Origin of the sequence: Arthrobacter sp. CC3 (assembly GCF_039907775.1) — a bacterium.
GTDB lineage: Bacteria > Actinomycetota > Actinomycetes > Actinomycetales > Micrococcaceae > Arthrobacter.
In genome coordinates, this window is record NZ_JARCCY010000006.1 from 126065 (window position 1) to 139575 (window position 13511).

Annotated in this window: 9 protein-coding genes; 8 read left to right on the forward strand and 1 reads right to left on the reverse strand. The window is 66.7% G+C overall.

What is annotated here, in order from left to right; genetic code table 11:
• Window positions 1–18: 18 nt before the first annotated feature.
• The 8 genes from glmS (at window position 19) to PV761_RS05095 (ending at window position 12765) form a co-directional block, all read left to right on the forward strand.
• Window positions 19–1911: a glutamine--fructose-6-phosphate transaminase (isomerizing) gene (gene glmS, locus PV761_RS05060; RefSeq protein WP_347894876.1), complete on the forward strand. Its 1893-nt coding sequence runs from the start codon at window positions 19–21 to the stop codon at window positions 1909–1911.
• A gap of 5 nt (window positions 1912–1916) precedes the next feature.
• On the forward strand, window positions 1917–2264 hold the full coding sequence (locus tag PV761_RS05065) for a holo-ACP synthase (protein ID WP_011692749.1): 348 nt from the start codon (window positions 1917–1919) through the stop codon (window positions 2262–2264).
• A 54-nt stretch (window positions 2265–2318) separates the two neighbouring features.
• Window positions 2319–3833 (forward strand): NAD(P)H-hydrate dehydratase, encoded by a 1515-nt coding sequence (locus PV761_RS05070; protein ID WP_347894878.1) that lies wholly within the window; start codon window positions 2319–2321, stop codon window positions 3831–3833.
• A 90-nt stretch (window positions 3834–3923) separates the two neighbouring features.
• On the forward strand, window positions 3924–6179 hold the full coding sequence (gene glgX, locus PV761_RS05075) for a glycogen debranching protein GlgX (protein WP_028269531.1): 2256 nt from the start codon (window positions 3924–3926) through the stop codon (window positions 6177–6179).
• Complete coding sequence (treY, locus tag PV761_RS05080; protein WP_347894881.1) at window positions 6176–8548, forward strand: malto-oligosyltrehalose synthase; 2373 nt, start codon at window positions 6176–6178, stop codon at window positions 8546–8548. The genes glgX and treY overlap by 4 nt, the downstream gene beginning before the upstream one ends.
• Window positions 8548–10302, forward strand: a complete 1755-nt coding sequence (treZ, locus tag PV761_RS05085; protein ID WP_347894883.1) for a malto-oligosyltrehalose trehalohydrolase — start codon at window positions 8548–8550, stop codon at window positions 10300–10302. The genes treY and treZ overlap by 1 nt, the downstream gene beginning before the upstream one ends.
• 129 nt (window positions 10303–10431) lie before the next feature.
• Window positions 10432–11475, forward strand: coding sequence for an L-glyceraldehyde 3-phosphate reductase (gene mgrA / locus PV761_RS05090; RefSeq protein WP_028269528.1), 1044 nt, complete (start codon window positions 10432–10434; stop codon window positions 11473–11475).
• Window positions 11476–11679: 204 nt separating this feature from the next.
• Entirely contained in the window at window positions 11680–12765 is a 1086-nt protein-coding gene (locus PV761_RS05095) for an inositol-3-phosphate synthase (protein ID WP_028269527.1), read from the forward strand.
• A gap of 93 nt (window positions 12766–12858) precedes the next feature.
• Here the strand turns inward: PV761_RS05095 and PV761_RS05100 are convergent, their stop codons facing one another.
• The gene (locus tag PV761_RS05100) at window positions 12859–13482 is read right to left on the reverse strand and encodes a MerR family transcriptional regulator (RefSeq protein ID WP_347894886.1); all 624 of its coding nucleotides are present in this window, start codon (window positions 13480–13482) and stop codon (window positions 12859–12861) included.
• Between the last annotated feature and the right edge of the window lie 29 nt (window positions 13483–13511).

Sequence of the window (13511 nt, forward strand, 5' to 3'; positions counted from 1 at the left end):
CCATATAAGCTTGGCTCTATGTGTGGAATCGTAGGATACGTAGGCCATTCGTCAGGCCGGGTAAATGTTGGCCACGGCGCGTTGGACGTTGTCCTTGAGGGACTCCGCCGTCTGGAGTACCGCGGGTATGACTCGGCGGGCGTTGCTGTGGTGGCGGACGGAACCATTTCGTCCCGCAAGAAGTCCGGAAAGCTGAGCAACCTGCTCGCTGAACTGGAAGAGAAGCCGCTGCCGGATTCCGTCACCGGAATCGGGCACACCCGCTGGGCCACGCACGGCGGGCCCACGGACCAGAATGCGCACCCGCACCTGTCAGACGGCGGCAAGCTGGCCCTGATCCACAACGGCATCATCGAAAACTTCGCCGAGCTCAAGCTGGAACTGCTTGAAAAGGGCACCGTGTTCGAGTCCGAGACGGACACCGAGGTGGCCGCCGCGCTGCTGGGCGACATCTTCCGGAACCAGCTGAACGGCGACGCCTCCAACGGCGGCCTGACCAAGGCCATGCAGCTTGCCTGCCAGCGCCTGGAAGGCGCCTTCACGCTGCTGGCAGTGCACGCGGACCAGCCCGACGTCGTCGTGGCCGCCCGCCGCAACTCACCGCTCGTGGTGGGCCTGGGCGAGGGGGAGAACTTCCTCGGTTCGGACGTCTCCGGCTTCATCGACTACACCCGCCGGGCCGTGGAGCTGGGCCAGGACCAAATCGTGACCATCACCGCGGACACCGTGGAGATCACCGACTTTTTCGGCGCCCCGGCCCAGGGCAAGGAATACCACGTTGACTGGGATCCGGCCTCGGCCGAGAAGGGCGGCTACCCGTCCTTCATGGAGAAGGAAATCCACGACCAGCCCGACGCCGTGGCGAACACCCTGCTGGGCCGTTCGGACCTTGACGGCAAGCTGACCCTCGATGAAATGCGCATCGACCCGGAGCACCTGAAGAAGATCAACAAGATCATCGTGCTCGCCTGCGGCACCTCCGCGTACTCCGGCCAGGTGGCCAAGTACGCGATCGAGCACTGGTGCCGCATCGCCACCGAGGTGGAACTCTCCCACGAGTTCCGCTACCGCGACCCGATCGTGGACGAGAACACCCTGATCGTATCCATCTCGCAGTCCGGCGAGACCATGGACACCCTGATGGCCGTCCGCTACGCCAAGGAACAGGGCGCCAAGACCCTCTCCATCTGCAACACCAACGGCTCCACCATCCCGCGCGAATCCGACGCCGTGCTTTACACGCACGCCGGGCCGGAGATCGCCGTGGCGTCCACCAAGGCCTTCCTGGCGCAGATCACCGCCGCCTACCTGCTGGGCCTGTATTTGGCACAGCTGCGCGGCAACAAGTTCCAGGGCGAGATCAAGGACATCCTGGCCGACCTCGGCAAGGTCCCGGCGAAGATCCAGCAGGTCCTGGACCACGCGGACGAGATCAAGGAACTGGCCCGGTCCATGGCGAACGCCAAGTCCGTGCTGTTCCTGGGCCGCCACGTCGGGTTCCCGGTGGCCATGGAGGGCGCGCTCAAGCTCAAGGAACTGGCCTACATCCACGCCGAGGGCTTTGCCGCCGGCGAGCTGAAGCACGGCCCGATCGCGCTGATCGAGGAAGGCCAGCCGGTCTTCGTGGTGGTTCCCTCCCCGCGCGGCCGCAACTCGCTGCACGCCAAGGTGGTCTCCAACATCCAGGAGGTCCGGGCCCGCGGCGCGAAGACCATCGTGATCGCCGAGGAAGGCGACGAAGCGGTCAAGGCTTACGCCGAGCACGTCTTCTACATCCCGGAGACACCCACCCTCCTGGCGCCGCTGCTGGCCGCCGTTCCGCTGCAGATCTTCGCCCTCGAACTTGCCACGGCCAAGGGATACGACGTGGACCAGCCACGCAACCTGGCCAAGAGCGTGACCGTAGAATAAGCCGCATGATTGTTGGCATTGGCGTAGACGTCGTAGACATTGAACGGTTCGGCCGGCAGCTGGAACGGACCCCCGGGCTCCGGGACAGGCTGTTCGTTCCGGCTGAGCGAGAGCTGAACACCCGCTCCCTGGCCGCGCGCTTTGCGGCCAAGGAAGCTGTGGCCAAGGTATTGGGCGCACCGGCGGGCATGAACTGGCAGGACTGCTGGATCGGCCTTGACCAGAACGGGCCCACCATCCAGGTCAAGGGCACGGTGCTGGCCGTCGCCGAGTCCAAGGGCGTCAAGCGCTGGCATCTCTCGATGAGCCACGACGGCGGTATCGCCACGGCGACCGTCCTCGCGGAAGGCTGACGCGGACTTTCCCCTGACAGCCCTGCCGCGGACCCAGCACCGATTGGACTGAATATGATCAGCGCCTACACCGGAACCCAAATACGGGAGGCCGAAAAGCCTTTCCTGGACTCCGGTGCGGGCGCTGTTCTTATGCAGCGGGCCGCTTACGGGCTGGCCAACGCGGTGGTTCGTGAGCTCGTTTCGCGCGGGATCCGCCCCTACGGTGCGAGCGTTGCCGTCCTTGTCGGCAAGGGCAACAACGGGGGAGACGGGCTCTTCGCCGCCGCTTTCCTGGCTGCCCGGGGAATGCGTACGACGGCGGTGCTCACCGCCGGTGACGCCCACCCTGACGGCCTGGCCGCCTTTGAACGGGCCGGCGGCCGTACCCGGACCCTCACCGACCACAACGCGGGCGAGCTGGCAGCGGCAGCCGCCCGTGCCGACGTCGTCATTGATGCCGTGCTGGGGACCGGCGCACAGGGAGGCCTCCGCGGCGCCACGGCGTCCCTGATCGAAAATCTGAACGGCGGGGCACACGGGTTTGTGGTGGCCTGCGACATTCCCAGCGGAGTGAACGCGGACACCGGCGAGTCCTATGACCCGGTCCTTCCTGCCGATATCACCGTGACTTTCGGCGGCGCGAAGGCCGGCCTGCTCGCGGATCCCGGCGCCGACCACGCCGGGCGCGTGCTGGTCCTTCCCATCGGCATCGAAACCGAACTGCCCCTGCCGGTGCTGCGGCGCCTGGAATCCGCCGACCTTGCCCGCCTGCTGCCCCCGCCGGCCCGCCGCTCCCACAAGTACACCCGCGGTGTCCTGGGGGTCGTTGCCGGCTCACAGCAGTACCCGGGTGCCGCCGTGCTCGCCTGCCGGGGAGCCCTCTCGGCGGGTGCCGGCATGGTCCGGTACCTCGGCCCGCCCGAGGCAACCCGGCTGGTCCGGCAGGCCTGCCCGGAGGTAGTGTGCGGGCCGGATGCGGTGGCCGACGCCCACGTCCAGGCCTGGCTGGTTGGCCCGGGCATCGCCGACGGTGACGACGACCAGCTCCGCCGCGCGCGCGACGCCGTGGAGACCGGACTGCCCGTGGCTGCCGACGCCGGCGCGCTGCTGGCCCTCCCGGACGTCCTGCCGCCGCATGTGGTGCTCACGCCCCACGGCGGTGAGCTGGCCCGCCTCCTGCAGCGCTACGGGATCGACCTGGGGCGGCAGGGTGTTGACGGCGCCACGCTCGATGCCGTTCGCCAGGCGTCCGAACGCACCGGAGCCACTGTTCTGCTGAAGGGCGCCACCACACTGGTGGCGCCGCCGTCGGGCCCGGTCTTCAGCCAGTCGGAAGCCACCCCGTGGATGGCCACCGCCGGAAGCGGAGATGTGCTGGCCGGGATCCTCGGCTCCCTGCTGGCCCAGCATTCGGACGACGAGGACAAGTTTGACGCGTGCGGGATTTCCGCGGAGCAGCGCTGGGCGGCCATCGGCGCAATGGCGGCGAGCCTGCACGGCCGAGCCGGAACCCTTGCCTCCGCCGGCGGACCCGTCACCGCCGGTGCCATCGCCAGCCACCTGCCCGAGGTGATGCGGACTTTGTAATCATTTGGCGCAAGACGCAGGAAACATAATAGTAATCCTACTTACTAGTAGTCTGTCTAGAGATTTATTCGTCACGCACGAGGAGTACACATGGAAGTCTGGCCCGGATCGGCATACCCACTGGGAGCCACTTTTAACGGCACTGGCACGAACTTTGCGCTGTTCAGCGAAAGGGCCGACAAGGTGGAACTGTGCCTCTTCGACGACAAGGGCGCGGAGACCCGGATCGAGCTCCTCGAAGTGGACGGCTATGTCTGGCACTGCTACCTGCCGCACATCCAGCCCGGGCAGAAGTACGGATACCGCGTCCACGGCGCCTACGATCCCGACTCCGGCAACCGGTTCAACCCGAACAAGCTGTTGCTGGACCCCTACGCAAAGGCCGTGCACGGCCAGATCGACTGGGACCCCGCGCTGTTCTCCTACAACATGGGCGATCCCGATTCGCGCAATGACGCCGATTCCGCCGCCCACATGATGATGGGCGTGGTGATCAACCCGTTCTTCGACTGGGACGGCGACCACTTGCCCCGCGTCCCCTACCACAAGTCCGTGATCTACGAGGCCCACGTCAAGGGCCTGACCCAGCTGCACCCGGAGGTGCCGGAGGACCAGCGCGGCACCTACGCCGGCGTCGCCCACCCCTCGGTCATCTCCCACCTGCAGAAGCTGGGCGTCACGGCGATCGAGCTGATGCCGGTGCACCAGTTCGTCAACGACGGCATCCTGGAGGACAAGGGCCTCAACAACTACTGGGGCTACAACACCATCGGTTTCTTCGCCCCGCACAACAGCTACAGCTCCACCGGTGACACCGGCCAGCAGGTGCAGGACTTCAAAGCCATGGTCCGCTCGCTGCACCAGGCGGGCATCGAAGTGATCCTCGACGTCGTGTACAACCACACCGCCGAAGGCAACCACCTAGGCCCCACCCTGTCCTTCAAGGGCATCGACAACGCCGCCTACTACCGGCTCATGGACGGCGACGAGAAGCACTACATGGACTACACGGGCACCGGCAACTCGCTCAACGTCCGCCACCCCCACTCGCTGCAGCTCTTGATGGATTCCCTGCGTTACTGGGTCACGGAAATGCACGTGGACGGTTTCCGGTTCGACCTCGCCTCCACCCTGGCGCGCGAATTCTATGACGTGGACAAGCTGTCCACCTTCTTCGAACTCATCCAGCAGGATCCGGTAGTGTCCCAGGTCAAGCTGATCGCCGAGCCGTGGGACGTTGGCCCCGGCGGCTACCAGGTGGGCAACTTCCCGCCGCAGTGGACGGAATGGAACGGCAAGTACCGCGACACCGTCCGCGACTTCTGGCGCGGAGAGCCGGCGACGCTCGGCGAATTCGCCTCCAGGATCACCGGCTCCGCCGACCTCTACGAGCACTCCGGCCGCCGTCCGGTCGCTTCGATCAACTTCGTCACCGCCCACGACGGCTTCACCCTGCAGGACCTGGTGTCCTACAACGAGAAGCACAATGAAGCCAACGGGGAAGATAACAACGACGGCGAATCGCACAACCGCTCGTGGAACTGCGGCGCCGAAGGCCCCACTGACGATCCCAAGGTCCTGGGCCTCCGCGCCCGGCAGCAGCGTAACTTCATCGCCTCGCTGCTGCTTTCGCAGGGTGTGCCGATGATCCTGCACGGCGACGAACTGGGCCGCACCCAGCAGGGCAACAACAACGGCTACTGCCAGGACTCCGAACTGACCTGGATCAACTGGGACAACGTGGACCAGCCGCTGGTGGAATTCACCGCCGCCGTGAACGCCCTCCGGCACAAGCACCCCACCTTCCGGCGCAGCCGCTTCTTCGACGGCAGGCCGGTCCTCCGCGGCGAGGGCGAACGGCTTCCGGACATCGAATGGCTGGACGTTGACGGCTCCACCATGAAGCCCGAGGACTGGGACAGCGGCTTCGGCCGCTCGGTGGGCATGTTCCTCAACGGCGACGGCATCCGCGGCCGGGACGAACGCGGCCGCCGCATCACCGACGTCAACTTTGTGCTCTACTTCAACGCGCACGACGACGAAGTGAAGTTCACGCTGCCGTCCGACGAATACGCTCCCGCCTGGGACATCATCATCGACACTGCAGGGCACAACGCCGATACCGAACCGGTGGAAGCCGGAGACGCACTGCCGGTGGCCGCCAAGTCCCTCGTGGTACTCCGCGCGCACAGCGTCCCGGAAACGGAACCGGACCACTCGGTGGCGGCATCGCTCGCGGCCCTGTCCCAGACAACCACCAGCGACACCGCGGCACTCACCACGCCGGCCATCCCGGAACCCGCGCAGACCAGGAAGATAAAGGCGAAGGGCAAGGCGGATTCATGAGGACGCCTGTCTCCACCTACCGGCTCCAGATCCGCCCTTCCTTTACGCTCCAGGACGCTGCGGCCCAGGTTTCCTACCTGAAGTCGCTGGGCGCGGACTGGATCTACCTGTCCCCGATCCTGACGGCTGAAAAGGGGTCGGACCACGGGTACGACGTCACGGACCCGTCCGCGGTGGACCCCGACCGCGGCGGCCCCGAGGGCCTCGAAGCGGTGTCCCGGGCGGCCCGGGACGCCGGCATGGGCGTGCTCGTGGACATCGTGCCCAACCACGTGGGAGTGGCGTCGCCGTACCAGAACCCCTGGTGGTGGTCCCTCCTCAAGGAAGGGCGGAAGTCCCGTTACGCGGAAGCGTTCGACGTCGACTGGGACGTCGCCGGCGGACGCGTCCGCCTGCCTGTGCTGGGCAGCGATGACGAGCTGGACAAGCTCGAAGTCCGCGACGGCGAGCTCCGCTACTACGACCACCGGTTCCCGCTGGCCGAAGGCAGCTACACCGAAGGGGACGACCCCCGCGACGTCCACGACCGCCAGAACTACGAACTCGTGGGCTGGCGCCGCGCGGACAACGAGCTCAACTACCGCCGCTTTTTCGCCGTCAATACGCTCGCCGGCATCCGGGTGGAAGTCCCCCGGGTATTCGACGAAGCGCATGCCGAAGTGGTCCGCTGGTTCCGCGAGGGGCTGGCGGACGGACTCCGGATCGACCACCCGGACGGGCTGGCCGACCCGGAGGGCTACCTGCGGCGGCTCCGCGAAGCGACCGGCGGCAGGTACCTGCTGATCGAGAAGATCCTGGAGCCGGGGGAGGAGCTGCCGGCTTCGTTCGAGTGCGAAGGCACCACCGGCTACGACGCCCTGGCGGACGTGGACCGGCTTTTCGTGGACCCTTCGGCGGAGGCGGCCCTTGACCAGCTCGACGGCAGGCTCCGCGGCGGAGAACCGGCAGACTACGAGGAGATGATCCGCGGAACCAAGCGCCGGATCACCGACGGTATCCTGCACTCGGAGATCCTCCGGCTGGAGCGGCTTATTCCGTCCGGAACCGACCCCGCCGGGACGGTGCTGGATGGCGGGCGGGCTGCTGATGCCATCTCCGAGATCATTGCCGCCTTCCCCGTGTACCGGACCTACCTCCCGTACGGCGAGGAAGTCCTGAAGGAAGCCTGCAGCCTGGCTGCGCGGAACCGGCCCGACCTGGCACCCGCGGTGGACCTCCTGCAGCCGCTGCTGCTGGATGCCGGTTCGGCGCTGGCACAGCGCTTCCAGCAAACCTCCGGCATGGTGATGGCCAAGGGCGTGGAGGACACCGCGTTCTTCCGCTACACCCGGCTGGGCACCCTGACCGAAGTGGGTGCCGACCCCACCGAGTTCGCCCTTGACCCGGCGGAATTCCACCACCGGATGGCGCGGCGTGAAGCCGAACTGCCGTTGTCCATGACCACGCTCAGCACCCACGACACCAAGCGCAGCGAGGACACCCGGGCCCGGATTTCCGTGATCTCCGAGTTCGTGACCGAATGGGAGCAGGTCCTGGCCAAACTGCAGGAACTTGCCCCGCTGCCTGACGGGCCGTTGGCCAGCCTGCTGTGGCAGGCCATCGCGGGGGCGTGGCCCGCCTCCCGGGAACGCCTGCAGCAATACGCCACCAAGGCTGCCCGCGAGGCCGGCAATTCCACCGACTGGCTGGACCCGAACGAGGCGTTTGAGCAAAAGCTGGCCGCCGCCGTCGATGCCGCGTTCGACAACCCGGATGTGCGTGCCGAACTGGAGGCCTTCGTGGCACTCCTGGAACCGTACGGCGCCGCCAACGCGCTGTCCGCGAAACTGGTGCAGCTGACCATGCCGGGCGTCCCCGACGTGTACCAGGGCACCGAGTTCTGGGACCGCTCGCTCACCGATCCGGACAACCGCCGCACCGTCGACTTCGCCGCGCGGCAGCGGGCGCTGGACGCGCTCGACGCCGGCGAGCCTCCGGCATCGTACCGGGACGACGCAGCCAAGCTGCTGGTGACCTCACGGGCGCTCCGGCTCCGGCGCGACCGGCCTGAGCTCTTCACTGGCTACACGGCAGTCACAGCTTCCGGTCCGGCCGCCGGGCACGTGGTGGCGTTCAGCCGCGGAACCGGCGAGTCTGCCGGCGCCCTGACCTTGGCCACCAGGCTGCCGCGCGGGCTGGAACAGTCCGGCGGCTGGCAGGACACCTCGGTGGAGCTGCCGGCAGCCATGACGGACGAACTCACAGGCAACGGCTTCGGACCTGGCACGGTCCGCGTTGCGGACATCCTGGCCGGGTACCCTGTAGCGTTGCTCGTTCCTGACGCTGCCCCTGCCGCCACTGCTGTGGCCCACGGATCGGAGAACCGCTGATGACGCGGCCCCTGAGCGGAAGCGGACGCTTCGACATCTGGGCCCCCGACGTCACCGCCATCACCCTGCTGGCTGAGGGCACGGAGTACCCCATGAGCCGGCGCGACGGCGGCTGGTGGACCGCCCCGGACGCCCCGGCCGACGCGGAAGTGTTCTACGGCTACCTGCCGGGGACGGACACCACTCCGTTGCCGGACCCCCGGTCCCGCCGCCAGCCCGAGGGCGTCCACTCACTGTCCCGTACCTTTGACCCGTCCGCCCATGAGTGGGCGGACGGGGACTGGTCCGGCCGGGAGCTTCAGGGTGCCGTCATCTACGAACTGCACATCGGGACCTTCACGCCCGAAGGAACCCTGGAGGCAGCCGCCGGAAAGCTGGGCTACCTCAAGGACCTCGGCGTCGACTTCGTTGAGCTCCTGCCGGTCAACGGCTTCAACGGCACCCACAACTGGGGCTACGACGGCGTCCTCTGGTACACCGTCCATGAGGGCTACGGCGGCCCGGCGGCGTACCAGAGCTTCGTGGACGCCGCCCACGGCGCAGGCCTGGGCGTCATCCAGGACGTGGTCTACAACCACCTTGGCCCCAGCGGGAACTATCTGCCGAAGTTCGGGCCCTACCTCAAGTCCGGGGAGGGGAACACCTGGGGCGACTCGGTGAACCTGGACGGGAACGGCTCCGACGAGGTCCGCCGCTACATCCTGGACAACGCGGCCATGTGGGTCCGGGATTACCACGTCGACGGTCTGCGGATCGACGCCGTGCATGCCTTCAAGGACGAGCGCGCGGTCCACCTCCTCGAGGAATTCGGTGCCCTGGGGGACGCAGTGGCCGCGGAAACCGGCCGGCCGATCACCATGATCGCGGAGTCGGACCTCAACAACCCCCGCCTGCTGTACCCGCGCGATGTCAACGGCTACGGGCTGGAGGGGCAGTGGAGCGACGACTTCCACCACGCCGTCCACGTGAACGTCAGCGGTGAGACCGCAGGGTATTACAGCGACTTCGACTCACTGGGTGCCCTGGCCAAGGTCCTGCGGGACGGCTTCTTCCACGACGGCAGCTACTCCAGCTTCCGCGGCCGGCACCACGGGCGGCCCATCAACACGTCGCTCGTACACCCTGCCGCCTTGGTGGTGTGCAGCCAGAACCACGACCAGATCGGCAACCGCGCCACGGGCGACCGGCTTTCCCAGTCGCTGTCCTACGGCCAGTTGGCCCTGGCCGCTGTCCTCACGCTGACGTCGCCCTTCACTCCCATGCTCTTCATGGGCGAGGAATACGGTGCCACCACGCCCTGGCAGTTCTTCACCTCCCACCCGGAGCCGGAGCTGGGCAACGCGACGGCGGAAGGCCGCATCAAGGAGTTCGAGCGCATGGGGTGGGATCCCGCCGTCGTGCCTGATCCCCAGGATCCGGAGACCTTCAACCGGTCGAAACTGAACTGGGCCGAGGCCGCCGGGGGCGACCACGCCCGCCTCCTGGACCTCTACCGTGCGCTGACCGCGCTGCGCCGCACCACTCCGGAACTGGCCGGCCTGGAGTTCGCGGACACCGTGGTGGACTTCAGCGAGGACGAGCGCTGGCTGCGGTTCCGACGCGGAGACGTCCATGTGGCACTGAACTTCTCGGAGCAGGCGGTCAAGCTCGGGGACACTGCGGGCTCAGTGCTGCTCGCCACCGACGAGGCTACGGCCTTGGACGGCGGGGCGCTGGTGCTGGCTCCGTGGAGTGCGGCCATCCTGAAGGGCTGACTTCAGGGTTATGCTGCCGGGTTTGTTTGTTGCCGCGCTGCGGGCTGTTCAGGGCTTTTCCTGTCAGCCCGCGGCGTAACAACGGACTTGTTGGCTGTAGGCTGCGTCACAGCTGGCAGGATTGCAGGTATGACTTATTCTGCAGCGGACAACCGCTATGAATCCATGCCCTACCGCCGCGTGGGACGCAGCGGCCTCAAACTTCCTGCCATTTCCCTTGGCCTCTGGCACAACTTCGGCGACGACAAGCGCTTCGACGAGCAGCGCGCCATCCTCCGCCGCGCCTTCGACCTCGGCGTCAACCACTTTGACCTCGCCAACAACTACGGCCCGCCGGACGGCTCGGCGGAAACCAACTTCGGCCGCCACCTGCAGGACGACTTCAAGCCGTACCGCGACGAACTGGTCATCTCCACCAAGGCGGGTTACTACATGTGGCCCGGTCCCTACGGCGAGTGGGGCTCCCGCAAATACCTGATCTCCAGCCTGGACCAGTCGCTGCAGCGCATGGGCCTGGACTACGTGGACATCTTCTACAGCCACCGCCCCGATCCGGAAACGCCCATGGAGGAAACCATGGGCGCGCTGGACTACGCCGTGCGCTCGGGCAAGGCCCTGTACGCGGGCATCTCCTCCTACACCCCGGAACAGACCCTCGAGGCCGCCCGGATCCTGAAGGAGCTCGGCACCCCGCTGCTCATCCACCAGCCCAGCTACTCCATGCTGAACCGCTGGACCGAGAACGGCGCCCCCAACCTGTACGAGGCGCTGGACCAGGTGGGTGCAGGTTCCATTGCGTTCTCCCCGCTCGCCCAGGGCATGCTGACGGACCGCTACCTGAACGGCGTCCCGGCCGATTCGCGCGCGGCCAAGGACCGCTTCCTGTCCGAGTCCGCCTTGACCGAGGACAAACTGGACCGGGTCCGCGGGCTTAATAAGATCGCCGCCGGCCGCGGGCAGTCGCTGGCTCAGATGGCCATCGCCTGGATCCTCCGCGACCAGCCCAAGGGGTCTCCCGTGACGTCCGCGCTGGTAGGCGCATCCAGCGTCAAGCAGCTGGAGGACACCCTGTCCGCCATCAACAACCTGGCGTTCTCGCTGGAGGAGCTGAAAGCGATCGACGAGTTCGCCGTCGAATCCGACATCAACCTCTGGGCCCAGAGCCGCTCCTAACGCAGCCGCTCCCAACGCGGCCGCGCGTAACAAAGCGTGCGTAACAGAACTGTCCGTGACAGTACGCCGGGGCCGGGAACAACTCCGGTCCCGGCGGCGTTGGCTACAATGCAAGGGCGCCCAATGGCGCCGTGCCCATCAGCCGCCGTCGCACATCAGAGTGCAGCCGCGCCGGGCACTGAAGTTTGTTCTCAAAGGAGTTCCGTGTCTTCAAATCCGATTCGTGTTGCCATTGTTGGCGTGGGTAACTGCGCTGCGTCCCTGGTCCAGGGTGTCCATTACTACCGGGATGCCGACCCCCAGGCCACGATTCCCGGTCTGATGCACGTGGAGTTCGGCAAGTACCACGTCAACGATGTTCAGTTCGTTGCGGCCTTCGATGTGGACGGCAAGAAGGTCGGCGTCGACCTCGCCGACGCCATCCTGGCCAGCGAAAACAACACCATCAAGATCGCCGACGTTCCCCCCACCGGTGTCACGGTCCAGCGCGGCCACACCCTGGACGGCCTCGGCAGGTACTACCTCGAGACCATCGAGCAGTCCCCGGCCGAACCGGTCGATGTTGTCCAGGCCCTCAAGGACGCCAAGGCTGACGTCATGGTCTGCTACCTGCCCGTTGGTTCGCAGGAAGCCGCCGAGTTCTACGCGCAGGCCGCAATCGATGCGGGCGTGGCGTTCGTCAACGCCCTGCCGGTGTTCCTCGCCGGCACCAAGGAGTGGGCCGACAAGTTCACCGCCGCAGGTGTGCCGATCGTGGGCGATGACATCAAGAGCCAGATCGGTGCCACCATCACGCACCGCGTCATGGCCAAGCTGTTCGAGGACCGCGGCGTCACGCTGGACCGCACGTACCAGCTCAACGTCGGCGGCAACATGGACTTCAAAAACATGCTCGAGCGCGACCGCCTCGAGTCCAAGAAGATCTCCAAGACCCAGGCCGTGACCTCCAACGTCGAGGCCGAACTGGCTGCCAAGGACGTGCACATCGGCCCGTCGGACTACGTCCAGTGGCTCGATGACCGCAAGTGGGCCTTCGTCCGCCTCGAGGGCCGCAACTTCGGCGACGCCCCCGTGTCGCTCGAGTACAAGCTGGAGGTCTGGGACTCACCCAACTCCGCCGGCGTGATCATCGACGCCATCCGTGCGGCCAAGATCGGCCTGGACCGCGGCATCGGCGGCCCGCTGCTCTCCGCGTCCAGCTACTTCATGAAGTCCCCGCCGGAGCAGTTCAACGACGACCTCGCCCGTGAAAAGGTCGAGGCCTTCATCCGCGGAGACCTGGAGCGCTAAACCCGTTCCTCCTTCCGCACAACGCTCTCTCACTTTTGGTGGGTTTCGGCGCGACGCTCTCTCACTTTTGAACTGGTGGGGGAGCGTCGTGCCTTAAGCGTCCTGTTCATAGCGCCGGATCGCGTGGCTGGCCTGGGCCAGGGCGAGGAGCCGCAGCAGCAGCTGGCTGTGCATGTGCATGCCGACGGCGGCCGTCAGAATGAGCTCATCGACGCTGTCCGGGGCCGTCGTGGCCGCAATATCGACCCCCGCAACGTCGTCCATGGCCTTGCTGTAAGTGTCCAGGAGTTCGCCGGGCACCTGGATGTTGAGGCTCTCCATCAACTCCAGATGGGCATTCAACGCGTTCCGGGCATCACTGGGGAAATCAGGCCAGCCCCTAAGACGCACGACGGCGTCAGCCGGCCGGGCGCCGACCTCGCCACTGGCATTGGTGTAGGAGTCCAACTCCAGCACCACCCGCTGAACCGCCGCCAAGAGCTCAAGGCGCGTGGCGCCGTCGTCGGCCATTGTGAGGATGCCGCGAATCTGTTCGATGGTCAGACCGACTATCCGGCGGAGCGACTGGATCAGTTCTAGGCGTTCGACGTGCCGCGCTGAATATTGTGCGCGCGTGGCATGGACGGCCGCTCCCGGTGGCAGGAGGCCTTCGCGCAGGTAGTACTTGATGCTCGCGGCCGAGACTCCCGACCGCTCGCTCAGTTCCTTCAGCTGCATACCGGACATCCTTCCTGCGGGTCCCGAAG